The organism is Deltaproteobacteria bacterium HGW-Deltaproteobacteria-4 (assembly GCA_002841765.1).
Lineage (GTDB): Bacteria > Desulfobacterota > Desulfuromonadia > Desulfuromonadales > UBA2197 > UBA2197.
This window is the reverse complement of sequence record PHAV01000001.1, coordinates 1-23,588: the sequence shown is the minus strand read 5'-3', so window position 1 is coordinate 23,588 and position 23,588 is coordinate 1. Positions and strand designations below refer to the sequence as shown.

The following is a 23,588-nucleotide window of genomic DNA, read 5'->3' as shown; positions in this document are numbered from 1 at the left end:
ACTCGTTTTCAGATTTTTCTTGCATGCGCTCCTCGCGCCCGCTATTCTTGTCTTACTAAATCTTACCGGAGGTGCCCAATGGAAACGACACTCCTCTCCAGCAAGGGGCAGGTCATTATTCCTAAAACGATCCGTTCCAGCCATCACTGGAAGGCCGGGACGCGCTTTGTGATTGAAGAGGTGCAAGGGGGCGTGCTGCTCAAACCTATCAGCAGTTTTCCGGAGACTGACCTGCAGAGCGGTCTGGGTTGCACCGGCTATAAGGGTGCGGCAAAAAGTCTGGAGGAGATTGCGGCGGATGTGGATGAGGATGTGGCCCGGACGTGGCGCAAGGACCAGCGCTGATGGTGACTTTCGATACCAATCTCTGGGTGCGCTACCTGACCAACGATGACGAACGGCAGGCCCGGCGCGCCCTGGCGCTGCTGGAGCAGGCCGAGGCCGTCTTTCTCCCGAAAACGGTCCTGCTGGAACTAGAGTGGGTGTTGCGGGCGGCCTACCGGATCGAAGCGGCGGTCATCCACAAGTCATTGTTGCAGATTCTTGGCTTACCGATGGTGACGGCCGAATCGGCCGGTCAGGTTGCCGCGGCACTCGATTTGTATGGCGGGGGTTTTGATTTTGCCGATGCCCTGCATCTTGCCGCTAGTGAGGGAGCAGAGGGGCTCTATTCTTTTGACGAACGGTTTATTCGCAAAGGGGGAGATGCGGTACCGCCGGTTTGGGGGGTGCCGGAGGGGTAGTGGGGGACGAGGGAAGAAGAGAGAGCAGTGCGAGTGAAAGAAAACGAAATCGAAAGGCGGCCGCATGGCCGCCTTGGTATTGATCTTGGACGATAACTTAAATTAATTATCACTACTTGAACCATCAACAAAAAACGCCATCCATCAGCACATTGCTGACCCGGCGGCGTCATCGATCCATTATCCCTTTATCCATCTCAAGTCCTCTCTTTGACCCGCCCCCAACCGAGCGCATGAAAAAACTCACACTTTTTACCCCGCCTCTCCCCGCCTTGTCAATGTGACATCGCTTCCCGGTGGTATCGCTGCGTTCGACCACCGGCTAATGGCTGTGAACCCTCCGGGTTCTGCTCTTGCATCCCGGCGGGATGGCAGCGATTAGCCGGGGATTGAGACCGGAGGCCGACATCCCCGGTGGACAGGGCGATTGCTGCGAAAATTTTAGCCGTGGCGATACCGACCCCCCCCGGCCGCTCCTTAAGCAAGGAGGGGAGCTAAATCGGGCGCAAGTCTACGGCATGAAAAACGGGCGGCCACAAGAGCCGCCCCTACCAGATATTTTCCGGGCTCGGACGTCCCCCTATCGCCGCCGCCGGAGAGCGGTGGACGTTTGGCGATAAAGGCGGACAAATGTCTGAGCGCAGCGAGTTTTTGTCCGCCCGCCAAATATCTGCCGGGCGCAGGGAACCCGCGCAGCGGGCCAGGTGATGGGGTGCCCTTTTGCTGCTTACTCATTTTGGGCAAGCAAAATGAGTAAGGCGTCGTCGGGGGCGCAACCCCCGGAACCTGGGCGGTTTAGAGGGTCACACCGATCAAGCCGGATTTTGCAATCGGGCCGCGGCCACGGCGGCCTGGCCGAGACTCAAGCCTCCGTCATTGGGGGGGACGAGAGAGTGAGTGAGAACGATAAAATCAGCCCTTTTCAGCTCAGTAATAACTGATTCCGTCAGCAGGCAATTTTGAAAGACCCCGCCGGAGAGCGCGATGGTGTTGATCCCGGTCGCGAGCCGTACCTGCGCGCAAATCGCACCGACAACGGCCACGAGGGTGGCGTGAAAACGCGCACTGATCTGTGCGATCGGGATGCCGGCAACCAGGTCGGCGACGAGCGCCCGGATCATCGCTCGCGGAGCAAAGACAATAGCATCGGCAACGTTGTCAAGGGCAAAGGGATAAGGAGGATAATCGCCGACCGCGGCAACCATCTCCAACTCAATCGCCGCCTGTCCTTCGTAGCTGACGCGGTTGCGCAGACCGAGGAGCGCGGCCACCGCGTCAAAGAGTCGCCCGCAACTGGAACCCAGAGGGGCGTTGATCCCCTTTTCAATCATCGTCACAATCAACCGCTCATCGCGTGACGCAATTTCCTGCAGAAAGGGGAGACGGGGATAGTCGCGACCATACGCTTGCTGCAGATAAGCCAGCGCCATCCGCCACGGTTCCCGAGTCGCCAGATCCCCTCCCGGCATCGACGTCGGCGTAAAATAGCCGACGCGGCGAAAATCATGGAGATCTCCCAGTAAAAACTCCCCCCCCCACATCGTCCCGTCGTTGCCATAACCGAGCCCGTCGAAGATCACCCCGAGAGCCGGACCACTCTGTCCGTTCTCCGCCAGACAACTGGCCAAATGGGCATGATGATGCTGGACACCGATGCGCTGGACGCCGGGAAGGGATTCGGCGAGGCGAGTGGTCTGGTATTGTGGATGAAGATCGTGTGCCACCACCGTGGGATGGAGTTGCAGCAGACTTTGCAGGTGCGCAGTCATGGCGACATGACCGGCGTAGCTCTCCAGATTGCCAAGATCACCGAGATGCTGACTAAGATAGGCGCGATCGTTGCGGGTCAGACACAGGGTGTTCTTCAACTCCCCGCCGAGAGCGAGGATTGACGGTGAGTTGGTCGGAAGAACCACGGCGCGCGGGACATAACTGCGGGCCCGGCGCAACAGGAGCGGTTTATCGGCCAGGACACGGGCGATCGAATCGTCAATGCGGGTATGAATGCGCCGGTTATGGAGCAAAAAGGCATCGGCAATACTCCCGAGTTCATCCAGGGCCTGGGCATCGTCAGCGGCGATCGGCGCGTCACTGTGGTTGCCGCTGGTCATGACCAGAGCGGAAAAGCCGCCTAGAGCCAGAAGGAGATGATGCAGGGGCGTATAGGGAAGCATGATTCCGAGATAACGGTTGCGCGGGGCAATGCCTGGAGAAAGGGTCAGATGGTCTTTCGCCGACAACAGAACGATCGGGCGTTCAACGCTGGTCAGCAGGCGCGTCTCGGCCTGGCTGATCTGGGCCAGAGCGTGCGCCTCTGTCAGCGAAGGGACCATCAGCGCCAACGGCTTTTCGTCCCGCCGTTTGCGCCGGCGCAAACGCGCCACTGCTCCGTCATTCTCCGCATCGACAGCGAGATGATAACCGCCCAGCCCCTTGATGGCGACAATTTTGCCGGCCTGCAACAGCGCTATGGCCCCGGCGAGAGGATCTCCGTCAAGGGGAATGCCCGCGAAAGAAAGGAGGGTCAGGCGTGGACCGCATTCCGGACAGGCGATCGGTTGGGCATGGTAGCGCCGGGATGAGGGGTCGCAGTACTCGGCGGCGCAGGCGGGACAGAGGGGGAAATCGGCCATCGTCGTTTGCGGTCGATCATAGGGGATGCCGGTAATGATCGAAAAACGCGGGCCACAGTTGGTGCAATTAATAAAGGGGTAGTGATAACGGCGATCATGCGGGTCGAGGAGTTCGGCGAGACAGTCGTCACAAAGGTGGGCATCCGGGGCAATCGCCGCGACCTTGACGCCGGCGCCGGAACTGGCAAGGATGACAAAGGAACTTTCTTCCGGGAAAAGGGGGAGGGCCGTACTCTGCAAGCGCTCGATTCGGGCCAAGGGCGGTGACTCATGTTGCAGGGTGGCGATAAAAAGATCGAGAATCGCGGGCTCGCCCTGCACCGCAATCACCACTCCGCGACCGTCATTGTGAACCGTGCCGGCCAGACCCAGCCGCGCCGCTAACTGGGCGACGAAAGGCCGGAAACCAACCCCCTGTACCAGCCCATCAATCTCGATTTGCAACCGTCTCTGCGCCATCTCATACTCCTTACGCAGCAAAGTAACACAGCTCTTTTATGGCGCGCTACCGGGAGAAAAAATCCTGCTCAAGTTTTTTTTATAAAGAGGGTTGCAACGCGTCAAAGGCCGGCATATACTTTAAACCAAGAGATAAGATTCTCTGCCCTGCATGTGTGGACGTAAACGCCCACGCCGAATAATGCTTCATCGGGATTGTTTCAGGGTTGCGGTGTGCAAGCCCACAGCAGCGAGTGGGAAGTCTAAAGCAACAACAAACGGTCCCACCTCATAGTAATCGCTGTGAGGCTAAACCAACCCACGGCAGGCGCGGAGAGCAAAAAGAAAGGGTGTCGGTTACTACCGGCGCCCTTTCTCACATCTTGTCCCTCCCCTTTGACCTCCCTATTTTATCATCACAAAGGTTCTTCTTCTTCATGAATCCATCAACAGATCTGCAACGCATTTTTCTTCCCGGCCGTGAAATCATCCTTATCGGCACCGCTCATGTTTCGCAGGAATCGGTCGACATGGTCCTCCAGGTCATTGCGAGCGAAGAACCGGATCGTGTCTGCGTCGAACTCGACAGCCAACGTTATCAGGCCCTCAAGGACGATTCCCGCTGGCAATCCCTCAATCTGGTGCAGGCCATCCGCAGCGGCCAGGGATCCTTCCTCCTCGCCAACCTTGCCCTCGTCTCCTTCCAGAAACGGATGGGGATGCAGACCGGCGTGCGCCCCGGCGCCGAGTTACTGGCCGCCGCCAGCGCCGCCGAAGAGAACGGTATCGCCCTCAGCCTCGTCGATCGCAACATTCGCACCACCCTGTTGCGAGCCTGGCGCATGACCGGCTTCGGCAAACGACTCAGCATTATGGCCGCCCTGCTCTCCGGACTCTTCGACAGCACCAAGATCGACGAAAAAGAATTGGCCCGGTTGCGACAGTCCGACGCCCTCAACGGCATGATTGAAGAGATGGGGAGCGCCCTCCCCTCGGTCAAAGCGATCCTCATCGACGAGCGCGATCGCTACATGGCGCACAACATCCGCAACGCCAGTGGCAGCAAGGTCGTGGCCGTCGTCGGCGCTGCCCATGTGCCGGGGATTCTCCGTCACTTTGACAGCGATGCTCTGGACGATATCAACGATCTTGAAATCATTCCCGAGCCGGGACTTATCGCTCGCGCTTCTGCCTGGCTGATCCCCGGAGCGATCGTTGTCGTCTTTATCGCCGGCTTCTTCCTTGGCGACAAAGGCCGGCTCATGGAGGCCGCCTTCGCCTGGATCCTCGCTACCGGCTCCCTCTCCGCCATCGGCACGGCCGTCGCCCTCGGCCATCCCCTCACCATTCTCACCGCCTTTGTCGCCGCGCCGATCACCACCCTCCATCCTGCCCTCGGTGTCGGCTTCTTTACCGGCCTCACCCAGGCCTGGATCGTACCGCCGACGGTGCGCGACCTCGAACACGTCAGTGACGATGTCGTCACCATGCGCGGTTGGTGGGGTAACCGCGTCACCCGCGTCCTCCTCGTCTTTTTCTTCTCCTCCCTCGGCGCCTCTGCCGGGCTCTTCCTCGCCTTGCGCTGGCTGACTAAGGTCTTTTAGCGTCTCTGGACGATGCGACTCCCCTCTTTTTGCGCGACGATTTCAATCCGGCTGGGGATACGCTCTTTGAGCTCGGCCACATGCGAGATAATGCCGATTACCCGCCCGGCCTGATGTAGTTCGATAAGTGTATTCAGGGCGAAATCGAGGGTCTCGCCATCGAGGGTGCCAAAACCTTCGTCAATAAAGATGCAGTCGAGATAGCGGCCGCCGCTCTGGGCGAGAACAACATCGGAAAGACCGAGAGCGAGGGCCAGGGAGGCAAGAAACGATTCCCCGCCGGAGAGGGTAAAGGCGGGGCGGCGCTCGCCGCAGTAATCATCAATGACATCGAGATCAAGACCGCCGGTGCTCTTGCCATCGCGGGGGATCTCGGCACGGAGGAGATGATAACGCCCGCGGCTCATCTTGCTCAGCCGGCGCGAAGCAGCAATGGCGACTTCTTCAAAGAGGGCCGCCAGAACATAACGTTGCAGGGTCATTCGTAGCGGATTCTGCCCCCCGGCCAGATCGGCCAAGCGCCCGACAACCGCAAAATCTTCTTCCAGACGGTCAATGGCCGTCCCCTTGACCCCGATATTTTTTCGGGCGCTCTCCAGAGTCGCAGATTCCCCGACCAAGGCACCAATCTCCTGTTGCAGCACACCGACCTCGCGGTCGATAACATCCTTACCTTGCGACAACGCTTCCAGGTCCGGCCGAGAACGACCGGCGCAGAGCATTGCCGCCCGCTCCCGGCGCACCGTTGCTGCCGCCAGATCCTGGCGGAATCGCTCCAGCTCCTCCTTGCGGCGAGCGAGGACGGCGGGCTCCAGTCGGGCGGCACGACAAGCGGCAAGATCACTAAAACCTTCGCCAGCAAGGCGTTCGGTCAACTCTTCCTGTAAAGAGATCAAGGCCACGGAGCGACGTTGCACCTCTTCCTCTGACTGTGTCAGCTCGCCGCTGTTCTTTTGTTGCGTGGCGGCGATTCGAGCAAACAACTCCTCTGCCTGCCGCGCCTCGCTGTTGACGCGGGCGACGAACTCTTCGCTGGCAGCAATGCAGGCCGCAACTTCCGCGGCATTCATCCCGGCGGTTGCGATTTCACCCTTGGCAACCAGCCCGTGCAGACGCTCCACCGTCGCCGTCGCCGCCAGCAAAGCTTCCGCCGCCGCTGGTTCTTGTTGCAGATATTGCTGGCGTCGGGCACTGCGGGCGTCGCGCTCCTGGCGAGTCTTATCAAGGATTCCGGCGGCGCTGGCGGCAATCTCTTTCTCTTCTCTGCAGCGGGCCAGTTGCTGCTGCAGGATTTCCACAGGCTCGCCTTCTGTCCCCTGCAGGGCATCAAAAAGTCGCGCCCGACTCGCCATGCAGCCCTGTTGCCAACCGGAAATCTCGGTCCGCCGCGCCGCTTCCACCTCCCATTCTGCAACGGTGGACGTACAGCGCTGTGTTGCTTTTTCTAGTGCGTCCTCGGACAGAATCGCCCCTGTCGACAGGGCCGGGTGAGGATGGGCGGTGGCGCCGCACACCAGGCAGGGCTCCCCGTCCGTCAACTGAGCGGCAAGATGGGCGGCCTGGCCGGCGAGAAACTGCCGATTCAATTCCTCCAGTTCTCCCCGCGCCGTTGCCGCGGCTGCTTCCGTGACCTTGACGGCCGACGTTACCACGGCCAGTTCGCTGGTGAGCTGCTGCAAGCGGAGAGTCTCGGCATCAAATTCCCCTCGCACCTTGAGCAGTTGCGTCAGCCGCGCTATCTCGCCATCGATCTCACCCAGACGACCACTGGTCACGGCCAACTCTTCGATCCGCGCCGTCAGCGACTCAATCCCCTGCTCTTCGCACTGCCGTGCCGCCTGTAACTGGTCAAGCTGTTGCTGCGCCGTTACCGCCGCTGTCTGCGCCTTCTCCAGATCCTGACGGTAGCCCTCCAGCTCACGCAGCAGTGTCAAGGAGTGGCGCAATTGTGCGGCGCCTTCCACCTTTGCCGGAATCAGACCCTGTTCTTCCCGACAGACGGCCAGGCGTTGCCGGACGATTTCAACCTCTTCTCCAAGACGACTCTGTGCTGCACCGAGGAAGGCAATCCGCTGCCGCAATCCCGCGACTTCCCCTTCTCCGCGCTGCACGGCACTTTCGAGATCGACAAGCAGAAGCGAGCGGGAGGCGGCCTCAATCGCGGTCGCATTCAGCGTCATGAGCTCGCTCTGCCCTTCGAGCTGAGCGAAAAAGAGCTGCGCCTGATCATACTCCCGGAAATTTTCCGCATCGGCCTGCGCCGATCGCAACTGCTCATGACAGAGCTGCTGGCGCAGAATCAAGGTGCTCAGCTCCTGCCCCCGCTCAGCACGGCGCGCCGCCACAGCGGCGATCCGTTCGTCCAGTTCGACCGCACTGCCAACCTGGCAGGCGACAAGGATCCCTTCAACTTCCGCCTTGAGTTTTTTCAGCTCTTCTCCGAGGAGCGAACGCCGCTTTTTCAGCGCATCCTCGACGAATTTATAGCGGCCGGTATTGAAGAGTTTTTCGAGGATGCGCTCCTTTTCGTCGGACTTGGCCAAAAGGAGCCGGCGAAACTCCCCCTGCGGCAGGACGACAACCTGACGGAACTGGTCACTGGAAAAGCCGAGGAGGGATTCGATGCGCTCGCGCACTTCGTTAATCTTGCTGAGCCGTTCGCCGATTATCTCCCCGTCGACCGAGACCTCACAGAACTCCACCTGATGATTCAGCTCACGCACCTTCTCTTTATGGAGAATCGTCTGCGCCGGGCGGCGCTTGAGGGAATAGGTGCGGGGGCCGACACTGAAGAGAAAGTCGACCTGACAGATCACCTCTTTGGCGGCGCGCTGCGAACGGAGAAAATGTTCACTGCGCCCGGCACCGCTCGCTTCGCCGTAAAGGGCGTAGCAGATGCCGTCAAGGAGAGTGGTCTTGCCGGCGCCGGTCGGACCGTTGATCAACAAAAAGGCATTATCGCCGTAAAGGGTGAAGTCGACGACCTCCTCGCCGACAAAGGGGCCGAAGGCGCGCAGAGTCAGTTTGAGCGGTCGCATGATTCCTCCCCCTGCTCCTGGCGCAGCAGGTCGTTGAGAACCTCGGCGAGCACGCTCGCTTCGCTGCTGCTGAGGCCATTGCTGCTGACGTGATGGAAGAAGGCGCTGACGATCTCGCTCTCGCTCTTGTTACGGACGACGATTGCGTCGCCGCTTGTGCCATTGCCGGCATATGCGGTGCGGGTGATATTGAGGAGATTAGGGTAAGCCGTCCGCAGCTTGGCAGCGTAATCGAAGAGGGCGCTGCGATCGGTCAATTCAATCCAGAGATAGTCGTCGGCACCGGGATCGTTCGCCGCTGCGGCCAGGATCTCTGTCAATTCGCCAGAGAGGGTACGCATCTCGCGCAAGGGGACGAGTTCGACCAGGGTGCGGGTAAAGGAACCGTCCGCGGCGAGATCAAAGATGGCGACGACCTTGCTCTGGCCGGTTTCAGAGAAAGAATATTTAAGGGGAGAGCCGGCGTAAAAAACCTTGGCACCGACCTGCTGCGGGCGATGCAGATGGCCAAGGAGGGTGAGCTCGAAGGGGGCGAAGTGCAGCGGATCGACGAGACTGGAGCCGCCGATGGTCAGGGGGCGCTCCGATTCGCTCGCCTCTCCGCCGCCGGTGAAACAGTGGGCGAGACAGAGATTGCGACCCGGCGCCAGGGGAAGCGAGGCTACGACCCGCTCCATCGCACTATCAAAATCGTCGATCTCCAGATCGCCGAGGTGCCTCTTCAACGCCAAAGGGTCGATATACGGCAAGGGCCAGAAAGTGACCGGTCCGGCGTCGTCATGAAGGATGACCGGCGCAATCCCCTCGCTCATCCCCGAGGCGATAAAGAGCCCCTGATCCTTGAGGAGACGGCTGGCAAAGGCGAGTCGTTCGGCGCTGTCGTGGTTGCCGGGGGTGATGATCACCTTGATACCGTGGTCGATGAGCAGACGGGACAGGAAGTCGTCCATGACCATCGTCGCCTGCACCGGCGGGATGGAGCGGTCATAAAGATCGCCACTGATGACGACAACATCGACCTTTTCACGCACGGCAATAGCGACGATCTGTTCGAGAATGTGCTGTTGATCGACGGTCAAATGGAGATCGAAGATGATCTTGCCGAGATGGAGGTCAGCGAGGTGAAGGATACGCATGGGGGTTCTCTATGGAGGAGTGTGTTTATAGTCAGGATTACATGTAGGGGGCACGGCGTGCCGTGCCCCTACATATCCACGGAATCTATCTCATCATCCTCGTCCTCGTCCCCTTCAACAAAGACGGCATCCCCCGGTCTTTCCAGAGAGAAACGACCGTACTTGCCGGCGCGCAGGGCACGGAGGAAGAACTCACCGGCGCGGGTGAGATCGATACCGCCACTAAGGAGGCAGCCATGGCGGCGGCCGATCTCGGTGAGGAGAATCGCCGGATCCGACTCCTTTTCAGCCAGTGGGTAGCTTTGCACCAGAGCATCGCGGTAGCGTTCGAGCATGAAGGCAATGGCAAAGTGGGCCACATCCTTGGAGTCGAAGGCATTGGCGCCGATAGCACCGCTGGTAGCGAGGCGGAAGGCGCCGAGTTGATCGCGCAGATCGGGCCAGAGGAGGCCCGGCGTATCATCGAGAACGATGTGGTTGGCGAGTTTGATCTGCTGCTTGCAGGTGGTGATTGCCGGTTTGTCGCCGACTCGGGCGATCTTTTTGCCGGCAAGGGTATTGATCAAGGTCGATTTGCCGACGTTGGGGATACCGACCACCATGACGCGCAGCGTCCGCCCTGCTTTGCCCTTATGCGGGATCAGCTGCTGACAGAGGCGAAGAATCTGACCGGCTTCGCGGAGATTCTTCGCTTCGATCGGCAGAGCCAGCACCCCCTTCTCGGCTTCGAAGTGCTGCACCCACTCCTTGGTCACCCAGGGATCGGCGAGATCCTGCTTGTTGAGAACCTTGACGCAGGGCTTGACCCCGCGCAGCTTCTGCAACAGGGGATTGGAACTCGAACGCGGCAGGCGGGCATCGACGACTTCAATAACAACATCGACAATGGCGAGGGCTTCGCCGATCTCCCGCTTTGCCCTGGTCATATGCCCCGGATACCATTCAATCGCCATCTATGGACTCATTTCTTTTTATTATGTACAGATTTTGAGCCTTGCAAGGTAACAGATAGCGAGGAATGGCACAATGACCGAATTTAGCGGAGCTTTTCATCTTTACAGGAGCAGGAACCGGATCCCTCCTTGCAATCCCCCTTGGCCGGACCACCACAGCCGCCGCGCAGACGCTTGTTGCGGAGCATGACACCAATCGCCAGACCGGCAAAGGCAAGGAGGAATAAGCAGAGGACAACAAGAAGGGTCTTCATGGCGGGATCTCACGGAGTGAAACCTTACCACCCCTGGCCCCTCCTGAAATAGGAGGGGGAATTTAAACTCCCCTCCTTTGTTAAGGAGGGGTTGGGGGTGGTGGTTAGTTTACAGGTCAGCCAGACCCTGGGCATGGCGGATAAAGCGCTTCATCCCCTTCTCTTCTTGATCTTTCAGGGTTTGAAAGAGGTGTGCGGCTTTGGCGTCATCGCAGTTTTGCAGGAGATGTCCATAAAAAGCGATCAGCGCTGTTTTGTAACAGATGGCCGCTCCGACCAGAGCATCGAGATCCGTGCGGCAGGCATCGGTCAGAACCCCGGAGTTCGCCGCCGGGAAGGGGATTTCAATCCGCTTGAACCAGTAGTCAAGGGCTCCGGGGTGAGCCGCTTCCATGAAGTCATGAATCGCCAGCGCCAAGCGCAGTTCATGATCAATGAGGTAGTCGAGCATCAACTGATTGCGGGGGGAGATCTCCTGCCCGGAAAAATCCTGATAATGCTGACTGACGGTGCGGTGATAAGGGGCCACCTGGTGCTGAAGGATATCGCGGGTCTGAGCAAAACGCATGGTCGACTCCCGGTACGCGGTTACAAACCGAAATTGTCAAAGAGGATGTTGTCCCCTTCAACGCCAAGGTTTTCCAGCATCTCGACCACCGCCCTGGTCATCATCGGCGGGCCGCAGAGATAATACTCGCAATCCTCCGGGGTAGGATGATCCTTGAGATAACTGCTGAGGAGGAAATGATGAACAAAACCGACCGCACCGCTCCAGTTATCTTCCGGCTGGGGATCAGAGAGGACAAGGTGCCAGCTGAAGTTATCGTGCGCGGCGGCCAACGCCTCGAATTCCTCGACATAAAAGGCTTCACGCAGACTGCGGGCACCGTACCAAAAGGAGATTTTCCGTTGGCTGTGCAAACGCTTGAGCTGATCGAAGATATGTGACCGCAAGGGGGCCATGCCGGCGCCGCCGCCGATAAAGATCATCTCGGCATTCGTCTCCTTGGCAAAGAATTCACCAAAGGGACCGGAGATCGTTACCTCATCCCCCGGTTTGAGATTGAAGATAAAGGAGGACATCTGCCCCGGCGGCGCATCCGGGACAGACGGCGGCGGCGGCGAGACGCGGACATTAAGCATGACAATCCCCTGCTCTTCCGGGTAGTTGGCCATGGAGTAAGCACGCATGATCGGCTCTTTGACTTCGGAGCGATAGCGCCACAGGTTCATGCGATCCCAATCGGCGCGGTACTCTTCTTCGATCGCCATCTCTTTGTATTCAACAACATGCGGCTGGGCCTCAATCTGGATGTAGCCACCGGCGCGGAAATCGAGTTCCTCTCCGGCCGGAAGTTCGAGGACCAACTCTTTGATAAAGGTGGCGCAATTGTGGTTGGAGCGGACCTTACAGCGCCACTGGCGGATGGCGAAGATCTCCGCCGGCAGCTCCAGCGCCAGATCCTGCTTGACCCCGACCTGGCAGGACAGACGGTAACCTTCCCGCGCCATCCGTTTATTGATATGGGCGGTCTCGGTCGGCAGGATATCACCGCCACCGGCCGGAATCTTCACCTTGCACTGGCCGCAGGTGCCGCCACCGCCACAAGCGGAAGGGATGAAGATTTTGTGGTCGGCGAGGACGGACAACAGCTTGCCGCCGGGAGAAACGGTGATGCTCTTTTCCGGGTCATGATTGATGGTCAGGACGACCTCTCCCCCAGGGAGGAGACGGGCCCGGGCGAGGAGGATCAGGGCCACCAGCGCCATGATAATCCCGGTGAACATCAGGATGCCGAGGAGGATGGCGCTCATAACTGAATCCCGGAGAAGGACATGAAGGCAAGAGCCATCAGCCCCATGATCATGAAGGTGATGCCGAGCCCTTTCAGACCATCCGGCACATCGCTGTATTTGAGTTTTTGCCGGATAGCCGCCAGCAGAGTGATCGCCAGAGCCCAGCCGAGACCGCTGCCAAAGCCGAAGACGACACTTTCGGGAAAGTTATATTCCCGCTCGACCATGAAGAGGGAGCCGCCGAGGATGGCGCAGTTAACGGCAATGAGGGGAAGAAAGACGCCAAGGGCATTATAGAGGGCCGGAAAGAAGCGATCGAGAACCATTTCGAGAATCTGCACCATCGCCGCAATCACGCCGATATAACAGATCAAACCGATAAAAGTAAGGTCGAGATCGCCGAGACCAAGCCAGGCCAGGGCGCCGGCTTTGAGCAGGAACTTGTAGATCAGGTTATTCACCGGCACGGTGATCGTCTGCACCACCACCACCGCCACCCCCAGACCGATGGCGGCATCGACCTTTTTCGAGACCGCCAGGAGCGTACACATACCGAGAAAGAAGGCGAGTGCCATATTTTCAATGAAGATCGAGCGCAGCAGGAGGCTGAGGTAATGTTCCATCTTTATCCCTCCCTCTCGACCTGCGTGGTTTTCCAGGAACGGAGGGCCCAGATGATCAGCCCGATCAGGAAGAAGGCGCTCGGCGGCAGCAGGAAGAGACCGTTGGGGAGGTACCAACCTCCTTCACTGACCGTCTTCAGGATCGTCGCACCGAAGAGTTTTCCGGAACCGAGGAGCTCGCGAAAAAAGCCGACGATCAACAGAACGACACTGTAACCGATGCCGTTGCCGATACCGTCGACAAAGCTGAGGAGGGGCGGATTCTTCATGGCAAAAGCTTCAGCCCGCCCGAGGACGATGCAGTTGGTGATGATCAGTCCGACAAAGACCGAGAGCTGCTTGCTGATCGAGAAAGCATATGCCTTGAGGAACTGATCGACAATGATGACCAGGGTGGCGATGATCGTTAACTGGACGATGATGCGGATACTGCCGGGAATCTGATTACGGAGCAGACTGACAGACAAATTGGAAAAAGCGACAACCATCGTCACCGCCAGCGCCATGACCACCACCGTCTCCAGCTTTGAAGTGACTGCCAACGCCGAGCAGATACCAAGCACCTCAAGGGTGATGGGGTTTTTATTAAAGATCGGATTTAACAGGGTCTCTTTGTAAGAACTCATGGTTGCATGCCTCCATCCTTACGCAGTCCGGCCAGGAAAGGTTTATAGCCGTTCTCCCCCAGCCAGTAGGCAATCAGATTGCTGACCCCGCGCGCGGTGAGGGTGGCGCCGGAGATACCGTCGATCTGATACCGGGCATTGACGTTGTCGGCATCGACCGGCCCTTTGAGGACCTTCAGCTTGACTTCGCCCTGCTCATTGTAGACCTGCTTTCCCGGCCACTTGGCGAGCCAGCTGCGGTTGTCGATCTCGCCGCCAAGACCGGGGGTCTCGCCGTGCTGGTAAAATCCGAAGCCGCTGACGGTGGTGAGATCGGGGGCCAGAGCGATGAAACCGTACATCGTCGACCACAGCCCCTTGCCATAGACCGGCAGAATCATCTGCTGCAATGTGCCGTCCTCCTCGACAAGATAGACCTCCATGCTACGGGGGCGGACCTTGATCCCGGCAAAATCCTGCGCCAGAGGGATAACATAGGGGCTGCCGGCGGCACTCGCAGTGACAAACTGGCCGCTGGCGAGATCGACGCTGCGACTACTGACCTTCTTGAACTGTTCATCGACAGACCTGGCAGGATCGTAAAGACCGGCAATCTGCAGGATATTGCGCCGCTTCTCTTCTTCCTGATTCTGCTCCTGCCGATGCTTCAACCCGATGGCGGCCACCGAAACAAGGATCGAACAGACCAGGCAGACAAGAAAGGCGACGGTCAGGACTTTGCGCGTACTATCCCTCGACATGACGCAGCCCCCTTCGCTGAATATGACGCCTGAGGACGAGATGGTCGATAAGAGGGGCACACAGGTTACCAAAGAGGATGGCGAGCATCATCCCCTCGGGGAAAGCCGGATTGACAACGCGGATGAGGATACACATGGCGCCGATGAGTAACCCGTAGTACCACTGCCCTTGCGGCGTCATCGCCCCGGAGACCGGGTCAGTGGTCATGAAGACCGTTCCGAAAGCAAAGCCGCCGAGGACAAAGTGCCAGTAAAAGGGGAGGCCGAACATCGGATTGGTGGCGCTGCCAACCACGGTAAAGAGGGTGGCCAGGAAAGAGGCGCCGAGGACACAAGCCAGCATGATCCGCCAGGAAGCGACGCCGGTGACCAAGAGGATCGCCGCACCGATGAGGCAGGCGAGGGTCGAAGTCTCCCCCATCGAGCCGGGGATGATGCCGATGAAAGCTTCCATCCAGGTGACGGAAGCGGTGACCGCCTCCATCCCCCCCTCTGCTGCACGCGCCAACGGAGTGGCGGAAGTGTAGCCGTCAACGGCAATCCAGTTCTTGTCGCCGCTGTTCTGGGCAGGATAGGCAAAGTAGAGAAAGGCCCGCCCGGCCAGAGCCGGGTTCATGAAGTTCTTGCCGGTGCCGCCGAAAATTTCTTTACCGATCACCACCCCGAAGGTGATGCCGAGCGCAACCTGCCAAAGGGGAATGGTCGGCGGACAGATCAAAGGGAAGAGGGAGCCCGTCACTAAAAAACCTTCATTGATCTCGTGCTTGCGGACAACGGCAAAAAGAACCTCCCAGAATCCACCGACAATATTGGTAACGAGATAGACCGGCACAAACCAGACCGCCCCCATCAGGAGATTATCGACCAGACTCACGGGATCACCGCGAAAACCGAGCATATTCAGGAGATCGCCGCGCCAGCCGCCAGGGAGTCCACCGTCCAACTGAAGAACCCGGTCCGCTTCATAACCGGTATTCAAGAGGGCCATAAAAAAACAGGGGAGGAGGGCAATCACCACCGTGACCATCACCCGCTTGAGATCCATGGCATCGCGCACATGCAGGGAACCGGTGGTCACCTCGCCAGGCGAATAGAGGAAAGTGTCCGCCGCTTCATAAAGGGGAAAGAGCCGGGCCAGCTTGCCGCCGGGCTGGAAGTGCGGCGCCACCCTGTCAAGGAGAGACCGGAGTTTTTTCATGCGCTCTCCTCTTCAATCTTGTCAAGAATCCGGCGCAGATGCTCGCCGTAATCGTTCTTGCCGGAACAGACGTAACTGCAAAGAGCAAGATCCTCGGCATCGAGCTCCAAAGCGCCGAGACTTTGCGCCATTTCAGTATCACCGGCGAGGAGGGAGCGCAGGAGCCAGGTGATCTGCAGATTCAGGGGCATGACCTTTTCAAAGGCACCGATCGGCACCATGGCGCGATGGCTGCCGTGGGTCTCGGTCCTTAAGGGGAGGCCGTGGGTCGGCAGCAGCGATGAAGCGAAGAGGGGCTTGATCGAATATTTGTCGAAACCGGGGAGGAGCCAATCGAGAAATTTCTTTTCCCGCTCTTCGCGGATAACTGAAATTTGCTGATGATAGCGACCGAGAAAAGCGATCTCGCCGACGCCCGCGTGGCCGAAGAGGACGGAACCGGAGATCAGGCGATTCTCGCCTTCGCGGAGCTCGCCGGCAGTCAGCTCCGCCAGATCGGCACCAAGGCGGGTGCGGAGAAGGCGAGGATTCTGCACCTGCGGGCCAGCCAGGGCGACGATCCGCTCAACCCTGATACGGCCGGTCAGGAAGAGGGCGCCGATAGCGATGACATCCTGATAGCCGAGATGCCAGACCGACCGTTTCAGATCGACCGCTTCGAGAAAATGAATATGGGTGCCGACGAGCCCGGCCGGATGCGGGCCGGAGAAAACAGCGGGATTGATCCCGGCCGGAAGCGGAAGGTTGACGCCGGCAGCGTGACAGAGATGAACCTTGCCAGCGGTCAGGGTCCGCAGCGCACTCAAACCGGCGGCAAAGTAATCGCGTTGTTCATTGATGACCAGGGCCGGATCCGCCGCCAGGGGGTTGGTGTCGATGGCGGTGACCAGGATCGCCGCCGGCCGGGTGCCGGGGATTGGTACCTTGCTGAAAGGACGACTCCGTAACGCCGTCCACAAACCGGAAGCAAGGAGACGCTCTTCGATCTCGGTGGCGGCGAGGGAGGGAATTTCCGCCGCCTTGCAGACCGGGAAGGAGACTTCATCGTCGCCATCCAGCGTGATGACCGTGGAGATAAAAGCCCGCCGTTCGCCGCGATTGATCGCGTTAACGACGCCGCATCCCGGTGCAGTATAATGGACGCGGGGATTCTTTTTGTCACTGAAGAGGGGTTGGCCGAGCTTGACCCGCTCCCCTTCCTGCACCAGCATCGTCGGCTTCATGCCGGGATAGTCGTGCGCCAGCAGCGCCACGCGTTGCACCGCGGCGCCGGCGTCGATGCGCTGGACAGGTTTGCCGGCAAGGGGAAGGTCAAGACCTTTTTTGATAAGAATCATCGTTTGCCCGGTTGATTGATTCGCTGGAAAAATTCAAGGGAGCGGGCAGGAGCCCTCTCCTGCACTAAAGTTGTGGGATGATAACCATAAAGGTTGAGAATGTCCAGCTACGAGGACGCGGGAAAGTCGTCTTTTACCCCCGCCGCCGCTTCAGCCACTTTTCGATCTCGACAGCAAAGAAGACCAGCGAGGAGAGAGCCAGGGTCAGGGCCAGTTCGGCCAACGTCAGCGCCTTGGTCTTGAAGATCGGTTGCAGTAGTGGCACATAAATGGTCGCCATTTGCAGGGCAAAGGTGAGCAAAATCGCCCCGGTCAACGGTTTATTACTGAAGATGCCCTGGCTGAAAAACGACTCCCGTCCGGAACGGATCGCCAGCACATGCCCCATCTGACTGAGACAAAGGACGGTAAAGACCATGGTCTGCCAATGGGAGCTACCATCGTGTAGCGACCAGGCCTGGGTGGCGAGGGCAACGCCCCCCATGAGGAGGCCGACCCAGATAATGTGGAGGCCGAGACCGCCGGCAAAGATACTTTCCTGCGGATGGCGCGGCGGCCGCTCCATGATCCCCTTCTCCGCCGGCTCCACCGCCAGGGCGAGGCCGGGGAGACCGTCGGTGACCAGGTTGATCCAGAGAATATGGATCGGCAGGAGAGGGATGGGGAGGCCGAGAAAGGGGGCAAGGAAGATCGTCCAGATCTCGCCGGAATTACTGGTCATGGTGTACTTGATGAACTTGCGGATATTGTCGAAGATCCGCCGCCCCTCTTTCACCGCCTTGACGATGGTGGCAAAGTTATCATCAAGGAGGATCATGTGTGCCGCTTCCTTGGAGACGTCGGTGCCGGTGATCCCCATGGCAATGCCGATGTCGGCGCGCTTGAGGGCGGGTGCATCGTTGACGCCGTCGCCGGTCATGGCGACGAACTGCCCCTTGTCCTGCAACGCCTTGATGATCTTGAGCTTCTGCTCCGGCGCCACCCGGGCGTAGACACGGATATCTTCCACCCGCTCTTCAAACTCTTCCAGGGTGAGCGCTTCCAGTTCCCGGCCGGTGAGAACCGCCTTGCTCCCTTCCTCCAGAATTCCGAGACGGCCGGCGATGGTCGTGGCGGTCAGCGGATGGTCACCGGTAATCATCACCGCTTTGATCCCGGCGCTTTTGCATAAGCGCACTGCCTCTTGCGCTTCTTCCCGCACCGGATCCATCATCCCCACCAGACCGAGGATAATCAGTTCCTTTTCGACCAGCTCCGGAGTTAAATCCGTCGGCAGAGTCTCCCAGATGCGCATAGCCATGCCAAGGACACGCAGGCCGTCAGCGGACATCCGCTCGTTGACTTTCTCCAACTCCCCGCTATCGACCGGTTGCAAGCCGTCATGCGTCAAAACCTTGGTAGATTTATCGAGGAGGACATCAATGGCGCCTTTGGTCAGGGAGACGAATCCCCCCCCGCCCCCCTTTGTCAAAGGGAGGGGTGAATTTGCTCTGCGGATCAGAAAAGGCGCATCGGCAGGGATTTCATGAAAGGTCGTCATGCATTTGCGTTCGGAATCGAAAGGGATCTCAGCGACGCGCGGATAGACTTTCTCCAGATCCTTTTTGTCAAAACCATGCAGTGCGGCGATATCATAAAGGGCTACTTCCGTCGGGTCACCAATCATTGTCTCGGCCGCACCAAGCTCCGCATCATTGCTCATCGCCAGGGCGGTAAAGAGCTCGATCCGCTCTCCCTTCCCCAACTCCGCACCGGTGTGGAGCGTGCCGTCGGCATAAATCTCTTCCACCGTCATTTTGTTCTGAGTCAGGGTGCCGGTCTTATCCGAGCAGATATAGGTAACCGAGCCGAGAGTTTCGACCGCCGGCAGTTTACGGATCAGGGCATTCTGCCGCACCAGCTTACGGGCGCCGAGAGCCAGGGAGATGGTCACCACCGCCGGCAGAGCTTCAGGGATAGCGGCAACCGCGAGGGAGATGGCAGTGAGGAGCATGAGAAGAGGCGGTTCACCCCGCAGCAGGCCGACGCCAAAGATGATGGCGCAGATCGCGAGAACAACCAGTGCCAGCTTCTGCCCAAAGGTAGCGAGCCGCTTCTGCAAAGGGGTTTTGACCTCGGCTTCATCCTGCAGGAGGGTCGCAATCTTCCCCAACTCCGTCGCCATGCCGGTCGCCACGATCACCCCCTGACCGCGGCCATAGGTGACGATCGTCCCTTTGTAAACCATATTCTTCCGGTCACCGAGGGGCAGGTGCTCATCGTCCAGGTGGTCGACGATTTTCTCCACCGGCAGAGATTCGCCGGTGAGATTCGCTTCTTCGATCTTCAGCTGCGCCACCTCGATCAGGCGCATATCTGCCGGTACGACCTTGCCGGCTTCGAGAATCACCACATCACCGGGGACGAGCTGTGCCGCCGGCACCGTCGTCGGCGTACCGTCGCGCAACACCAGAGCGGAATGTTCCGACATCTTCTTGAGCAGGGCCATGGCCTTTTCCGCCCGGTATTCCTGGACAAAACCGATGACGGCGTTGAGCAGAACGATAACGATAATCGCAATCGTGTCGGTCGCTTCGCCGATGACACCGGAGATGATAGCGGCGGCGATCAGAACCAGGATCATGAAGTCGCGAAACTGGTCGACCAGCATCATCGCCAGTGTCTTTTTCTTCTTTTCAATCAATTCGTTGGGGCCGTGCTCCAGCAAGCGGCGCGCGGCCTCCTCCGTCGTCAAACCCTGCGGCAAAGCTCCGAGTTCGGCGATGATCTCCTTGATCTCTTTTTGATGCCAGTGCATGGTTTTTTCTCCGGAATTGCGCGGAAGAGCCAATCGGACTCTTCCGCGCAACTATCGTACGACAACCGAAACTTGAGGAAGAGATCTATTTGAAACGGGATTTAGCCGAGTCGATCGATTCGCCGATAGCGGTCCAGGCCAAGTCCATCCCCGCCTTCAGATCCTGCCAGGCACTCTCACCCGCCTTCTGCGCCTCCTCGATCTTCTGTCGGGCGGCTGCCTGTTTCTCCTTTAAAGTCGCCATCTGCTCGTTGTATTCGCTGCGCAGCTCGGCCGAGACCTCGTTGGCCTTTCCGGCCAGTTTGTCGATATCGGCATTCAATTCTGCCAGTTTTTCCTGCATCTTGCGTACATACTCGTCTCTGCTGCTCATGTTTGTTCTCCTTTGGGTTGAGGGTTGTTTTGCTGTGCGCTATTGCGCCGCCGCAGCCATTTGTCGATCTCCACCACCAGCACGACTGTGACCGAAACACCAAGCACCCGCAGCCACTCGATGCCGGTGAGCGGCACGGTGCGGAAGATCCACTGCAGGGGCGGAGCATAAATAAAGGCGAGTTGGGCAATGGCCGCGGCGATCATGCTGTAAAAAAGGATCGGGTTGCTCATGGCATTTATTCGGAAAATCGACTCGGTCTCCGAGCGACAGTTCCAGGCCTGGAAAAATTGAAAGAGAACCATGGTGGTCACCGTCAAGGTGCGGGCATGCTCCAAAGAAGCGCCCCCATTGAGTGCCGTCATAAAGGTCAGGATGACACCGGTGGTAATGACCAGCCCTACCAGGATCGTCCGCTCGATCAGCAAACGCGACATGATCCCTTCCTGCGGATTCCGCGGCGGACGGTTGAGCACCCCCTTCTCCGCCGGCTCAAAAGCCAGGGCCACATCCTGCATGCCGTTGGTCACCAGGTTGATCCAGAGGATCTGCGCCGGGATAAAGGGGAGCGGCAGACCGAGCGCCACCGAGGCGGCGATCGACAGGATGTCGGCCACTCCGGTAGGGATAAGGAAGAAGATAACTTTGCGCAGGTTGTCAAAGACGATCCGGCCTTCGCGGACGGCACTGAAGATGCTGGTAAAGTTATCATCGGTCAGCACCATGTCCGAAGCCTCCTTGGCGACATCGGTGCCGGTGATCCCCATGGCGATACCGATATGCGCGGCCTTGAGAGCCGGGGCATCATTAACGCCGTCACCGGTCATGGCGACCACCTCGCCGTGGCGAATCAGCTGGCGGGTGATACGCAGCTTATGGACCGGGGCGACCCGGGCATAGACCGAGACCTTCCGTACTTTGGCAAAGAGTTCATCATCGTCCATCCCCTCCAGTTCCTGACCGGTCAGAACCCCGCCGCCCTCATCGATAATCCGCAATTCTGCCGCGATGGCCTGAGCGGTCACGGCATGGTCGCCGGTGATCATCACCACCCGTATCCCCGCCTGCTTGCAACCGGAAATAGCCTCGACTGCCTCGCTCCGGGGCGGGTCGATCATCCCCTGCAGACCGGCCAGGGTTAAACCGCTCTCCGCGTCGAAATGGGTCAGGTCATCCATTTCAGCGGGGGCCTCTTTCCAGGCAAAGGCCAGTACCCGCATCCCCTCGCCGGCAAAGGCGGTGGCGCTCCGCAATACCTTTTCAATCTCCTCCCGACTGGCGGCACACATCTCCACCACCCGTTCCGGCGCCCCTTTGACCAGGATCAGCTTCTCACCGTCAACTTGATGCAGAGTGGCCATCCAGCCCCGCTCCGACTCAAACGGAACAAGTGCCAGCTGGCGGTAAGCCCCCTTCTCCCCGGCGATATTTAATCCCCCCTTAAGGGCGGCGACAATCAATGCCCCCTCAGTGGGATCACCATCGACCTTAAAGAGTCCATCCTCCTCATAAATATCCGATTCGTTACAAAGGAGGCCGATACGTAAAAGGACGGCCAGAGACTCACCGGAGGCGGCAACGTCATTGCCAACCGGCAGAATCTCTCCCACCGGTTCGTAGCCGCTGCCGCTGACGCTGTAGATTTGCTTTCCGGCCAAAAGTCGGGTGACGGTCATCTCGTTACGGGTGAGAGTACCTGTCTTATCGGAACAGATGACCGTAGTGCTGCCAAGGGTTTCGACAGCCGGCAATTTACGTACAATGGCATTTTTGCGCGCCATGCGCGCCACTCCCACCGCCATGGTAATGGTCACCACAATCGGCAAACCCTCGGGAATTGCCCCGACTGCGGCAGCCACGGCGATCAGGAACATCTCCTTGATGCTGTTGCCCATCAACAACCCAAGGAAAAAGAGTCCCACCGCAGTCCCCAGGACGATCAACCCGACTTTTTTTGAAAATTTCTCGATCTTTTCCTGGATCGGCGCCTTGACCAGTCCGATCTCCCGAACCTCGTCAGCAATACCGCCGAGAATAGTACTGCCGGCCGTCCCGGTGACCACTCCCCTGGCCCGGCCGTTGACTACAGCCGTCCCCATGAAAGCCATATTGAGCTGATCCGCCGGCGTCAATCCTTCTTCTGCAATCGTCGCAACCTTCTTTCCCACCGGCAGCGACTCGCCGGTCAGCATCGCTTCATCAATCCGCAGTTCGTTGGCATGAAGGAGCCGTAGGTCAGCCGGCACCCGCGTCCCTGAAGCCAGAAGGACAATATCCCCCGGCACGAGATCAACTCCGGGGATCTCCTTTTCATGTCCGTCACGAAGGACCCGCGCTTTGGCCACAAGGAGATTTTTCAGGGCGCGAACACTCTCCTCGGCTTTAAATTCCTGAATATAGCCGATGATCGCATTCAACAGCACCACCGCCATAATCACGCCGGTGTCGATATATTCGCCCAAAAGAAAGGTGACGACGGCCGCAATCAGCAGGATATAGATAAGGGGACTGGTGAACTGGTGCAGGAGGATCTTCAGCCGGCTGAGCTCCTCGCCCTCGGCCAACTTGTTGGGGCCATACTCTATAAGACGCCGCGCCGCCTCCTCACTGGAGAGTCCCTCTTCGATCGAGGTGCAGGCTTCCAGCGCCTGGCGGGCATCCATCTGGTACCATTCCATGCTTCACTCCTGAGTTAGCACCGACTTAACGGTTAATCACAACGGGCACACTATAGAGTACCGGTTCAAAGGCCGTTTGCAACCGCCGATCGGATAACCGGCAGGGAGCAGGGAGCTAAGAGGATTGAGGTGAACAATGTCCTCGGAAGACGCAAGAACGTGGCAGCTTCTTTGGCCGTTTTAAGGATCGAATCGGGAAAACGAACACTGATTGCGCTCATAGTTGTGTCCATAATTTTCCCCTGGCGACCTCCGTCGGTGAGCAGGATGACCTCTAGGCAGGCGGAAAGATCCGCTGTCTGCAGCAGGAGGGTCCTGAAATTAATCTTGCCACCTGCAAATAGGTGCCAATGAAGTCGATGAACTGCCAGGATTACGGGACTTGCAGGCTGTAACTCTGCGGGGTGTAAAGCAGTATCAAAACCCCCACTTTGTCACTTAATCCCATGACCGGAGACGCTACCATGATGTCCCGGTTTTCCAGAGAACTAACCGTCAACGTGTCTTCCTGCAGCACCGATGCAGGAAATATGTCGGTTACTGGCTTGCCTTCAAACTTTTTGTTTGTCGCTACCATTATGGTGCCGTCAGGTTTTGCGACAACGATTTCCTTCATGTTC

Annotated in this window: 18 protein-coding genes and 1 other RNA gene; 4 read left to right on the top strand and 15 right to left on the bottom strand. The window is 58.7% G+C overall.

The annotated features are described in order from the left end of the window. Positions 1 to 78: 78 nt before the first annotated feature. A complete protein-coding gene (locus CVU69_00095) occupies positions 79 to 345 on the top strand; it encodes an AbrB family transcriptional regulator (protein ID PKN13613.1) in 267 nt (88 codons plus the stop codon). Continuing rightward, the gene (locus CVU69_00090) at positions 345 to 743 is read left to right on the top strand and encodes a VapC toxin family PIN domain ribonuclease (protein PKN13612.1); all 399 of its coding nucleotides are present in this window, start codon (positions 345 to 347) and stop codon (positions 741 to 743) included. The genes CVU69_00095 and CVU69_00090 overlap by 1 nt, the downstream gene beginning before the upstream one ends. Positions 744 to 1,555: 812 nt before the next feature. On the opposite strand, the gene hypF is transcribed toward CVU69_00090, so the two are convergent. Next, positions 1,556 to 3,835 carry a carbamoyltransferase HypF gene (gene hypF, locus CVU69_00085; GenBank protein ID PKN13611.1) on the bottom strand — a complete coding sequence of 760 codons (2,280 nt, stop codon included), beginning with the start codon at positions 3,833 to 3,835 and terminating at the stop codon, positions 1,556 to 1,558. A gap of 136 nt (positions 3,836 to 3,971) precedes the next feature. Here hypF and ssrS point away from each other — a divergent pair. Further along, positions 3,972 to 4,155, top strand: a non-coding RNA gene (ssrS, locus tag CVU69_00080) — 6S RNA. A 96-nt stretch (positions 4,156 to 4,251) separates the two neighbouring features. Next, complete coding sequence (locus tag CVU69_00075) at positions 4,252 to 5,418, top strand: TraB family protein (protein ID PKN13610.1); 1,167 nt, start codon at positions 4,252 to 4,254, stop codon at positions 5,416 to 5,418. Here the strand turns inward: CVU69_00075 and CVU69_00070 are convergent. The 14 genes from CVU69_00070 to CVU69_00005 form a co-directional block, all read right to left on the bottom strand. Next, positions 5,415 to 8,456 carry a hypothetical protein gene (locus CVU69_00070; GenBank protein ID PKN13609.1) on the bottom strand — a complete coding sequence of 1,014 codons (3,042 nt, stop codon included), beginning with the start codon at positions 8,454 to 8,456 and terminating at the stop codon, positions 5,415 to 5,417. The genes CVU69_00075 and CVU69_00070 overlap by 4 nt on opposite strands. After that, complete coding sequence (locus CVU69_00065; protein PKN13608.1) at positions 8,438 to 9,592, bottom strand: exonuclease sbcCD subunit D; 1,155 nt, start codon at positions 9,590 to 9,592, stop codon at positions 8,438 to 8,440. The genes CVU69_00070 and CVU69_00065 overlap by 19 nt, the downstream gene beginning before the upstream one ends. Positions 9,593 to 9,660: 68 nt before the next feature. Then, complete coding sequence (ylqF, locus tag CVU69_00060) at positions 9,661 to 10,545, bottom strand: ribosome biogenesis GTPase YlqF (GenBank protein PKN13607.1); 885 nt, start codon at positions 10,543 to 10,545, stop codon at positions 9,661 to 9,663. Positions 10,546 to 10,908: 363 nt separating this feature from the next. Then, positions 10,909 to 11,367 (bottom strand): aminoglycoside phosphotransferase, encoded by a 459-nt coding sequence (locus CVU69_00055; GenBank protein ID PKN13606.1) that lies wholly within the window; start codon positions 11,365 to 11,367, stop codon positions 10,909 to 10,911. Positions 11,368 to 11,387: 20 nt separating this feature from the next. After that, entirely contained in the window at positions 11,388 to 12,614 is a 1,227-nt protein-coding gene (locus CVU69_00050) for an NADH:ubiquinone reductase (Na(+)-transporting) subunit F (protein PKN13605.1), read from the bottom strand. Then, positions 12,611 to 13,219 carry an NADH:ubiquinone reductase (Na(+)-transporting) subunit E gene (gene nqrE / locus CVU69_00045; GenBank protein PKN13604.1) on the bottom strand — a complete coding sequence of 203 codons (609 nt, stop codon included), beginning with the start codon at positions 13,217 to 13,219 and terminating at the stop codon, positions 12,611 to 12,613. The genes CVU69_00050 and nqrE overlap by 4 nt, the downstream gene beginning before the upstream one ends. 2 nt (positions 13,220 to 13,221) lie before the next feature. Next, the gene (locus tag CVU69_00040; GenBank protein PKN13603.1) at positions 13,222 to 13,845 is read right to left on the bottom strand and encodes an NADH:ubiquinone reductase (Na(+)-transporting) subunit D; all 624 of its coding nucleotides are present in this window, start codon (positions 13,843 to 13,845) and stop codon (positions 13,222 to 13,224) included. Beyond that, a complete protein-coding gene (locus CVU69_00035; protein PKN13602.1) occupies positions 13,842 to 14,585 on the bottom strand; it encodes a Na(+)-translocating NADH-quinone reductase subunit C in 744 nt (247 codons plus the stop codon). Before CVU69_00035 ends, CVU69_00040 begins: the two co-directional genes overlap by 4 nt. Next, complete coding sequence (locus tag CVU69_00030; protein ID PKN13601.1) at positions 14,572 to 15,783, bottom strand: NADH:ubiquinone reductase (Na(+)-transporting) subunit B; 1,212 nt, start codon at positions 15,781 to 15,783, stop codon at positions 14,572 to 14,574. Before CVU69_00030 ends, CVU69_00035 begins: the two co-directional genes overlap by 14 nt. After that, a complete protein-coding gene (locus CVU69_00025; protein ID PKN13600.1) occupies positions 15,780 to 17,120 on the bottom strand; it encodes an NADH:ubiquinone reductase (Na(+)-transporting) subunit A in 1,341 nt (446 codons plus the stop codon). The genes CVU69_00030 and CVU69_00025 overlap by 4 nt, the downstream gene beginning before the upstream one ends. Before the next feature lie 133 nt (positions 17,121 to 17,253). Continuing rightward, positions 17,254 to 19,917, bottom strand: a complete 2,664-nt coding sequence (locus CVU69_00020; protein PKN13846.1) for an ATPase — start codon at positions 19,915 to 19,917, stop codon at positions 17,254 to 17,256. Between the two features lie 85 nt (positions 19,918 to 20,002). Next, a complete protein-coding gene (locus CVU69_00015; GenBank protein ID PKN13599.1) occupies positions 20,003 to 20,290 on the bottom strand; it encodes a hypothetical protein in 288 nt (95 codons plus the stop codon). After that, the gene (locus tag CVU69_00010) at positions 20,287 to 22,968 is read right to left on the bottom strand and encodes an ATPase (GenBank protein ID PKN13598.1); all 2,682 of its coding nucleotides are present in this window, start codon (positions 22,966 to 22,968) and stop codon (positions 20,287 to 20,289) included. Before CVU69_00010 ends, CVU69_00015 begins: the two co-directional genes overlap by 4 nt. Before the next feature lie 373 nt (positions 22,969 to 23,341). Beyond that, positions 23,342 to 23,588, bottom strand: a 247-nt coding sequence (locus CVU69_00005; GenBank protein ID PKN13597.1) for a hypothetical protein, incomplete at its 5' end; no start/stop codon positions are given.

What these genes read in the sequence shown, in the direction of transcription:
- CVU69_00095 (PKN13613.1), top strand. Translation starts at nt 79, where the DNA reads ATGGAAACGACACTCCTCTCCAGCAAGGGGCAGGTCATTATTCCTAAA.
- CVU69_00090 (PKN13612.1), top strand. Translation starts at nt 345, where the DNA reads ATGGTGACTTTCGATACCAATCTCTGGGTGCGCTACCTGACCAACGAT.
- hypF (PKN13611.1), bottom strand. Translation starts at nt 3,835, where the DNA reads ATGGCGCAGAGACGGTTGCAAATCGAGATTGATGGGCTGGTACAGGGG.
- CVU69_00075 (PKN13610.1), top strand. Translation starts at nt 4,252, where the DNA reads ATGAATCCATCAACAGATCTGCAACGCATTTTTCTTCCCGGCCGTGAA.
- CVU69_00070 (PKN13609.1), bottom strand. Translation starts at nt 8,456, where the DNA reads ATGCGACCGCTCAAACTGACTCTGCGCGCCTTCGGCCCCTTTGTCGGC.
- CVU69_00065 (PKN13608.1), bottom strand. Translation starts at nt 9,592, where the DNA reads ATGCGTATCCTTCACCTCGCTGACCTCCATCTCGGCAAGATCATCTTC.
- ylqF (PKN13607.1), bottom strand. Translation starts at nt 10,545, where the DNA reads ATGGCGATTGAATGGTATCCGGGGCATATGACCAGGGCAAAGCGGGAG.
- CVU69_00055 (PKN13606.1), bottom strand. Translation starts at nt 11,367, where the DNA reads ATGCGTTTTGCTCAGACCCGCGATATCCTTCAGCACCAGGTGGCCCCT.
- CVU69_00050 (PKN13605.1), bottom strand. Translation starts at nt 12,614, where the DNA reads ATGAGCGCCATCCTCCTCGGCATCCTGATGTTCACCGGGATTATCATG.
- nqrE (PKN13604.1), bottom strand. Translation starts at nt 13,219, where the DNA reads ATGGAACATTACCTCAGCCTCCTGCTGCGCTCGATCTTCATTGAAAAT.
- CVU69_00040 (PKN13603.1), bottom strand. Translation starts at nt 13,845, where the DNA reads ATGAGTTCTTACAAAGAGACCCTGTTAAATCCGATCTTTAATAAAAAC.
- CVU69_00035 (PKN13602.1), bottom strand. Translation starts at nt 14,585, where the DNA reads ATGTCGAGGGATAGTACGCGCAAAGTCCTGACCGTCGCCTTTCTTGTC.
- CVU69_00030 (PKN13601.1), bottom strand. Translation starts at nt 15,783, where the DNA reads ATGAAAAAACTCCGGTCTCTCCTTGACAGGGTGGCGCCGCACTTCCAG.
- CVU69_00025 (PKN13600.1), bottom strand. Translation starts at nt 17,120, where the DNA reads ATGATTCTTATCAAAAAAGGTCTTGACCTTCCCCTTGCCGGCAAACCT.
- CVU69_00020 (PKN13846.1), bottom strand. Translation starts at nt 19,917, where the DNA reads ATGCACTGGCATCAAAAAGAGATCAAGGAGATCATCGCCGAACTCGGA.
- CVU69_00015 (PKN13599.1), bottom strand. Translation starts at nt 20,290, where the DNA reads ATGAGCAGCAGAGACGAGTATGTACGCAAGATGCAGGAAAAACTGGCA.
- CVU69_00010 (PKN13598.1), bottom strand. Translation starts at nt 22,968, where the DNA reads ATGGAATGGTACCAGATGGATGCCCGCCAGGCGCTGGAAGCCTGCACC.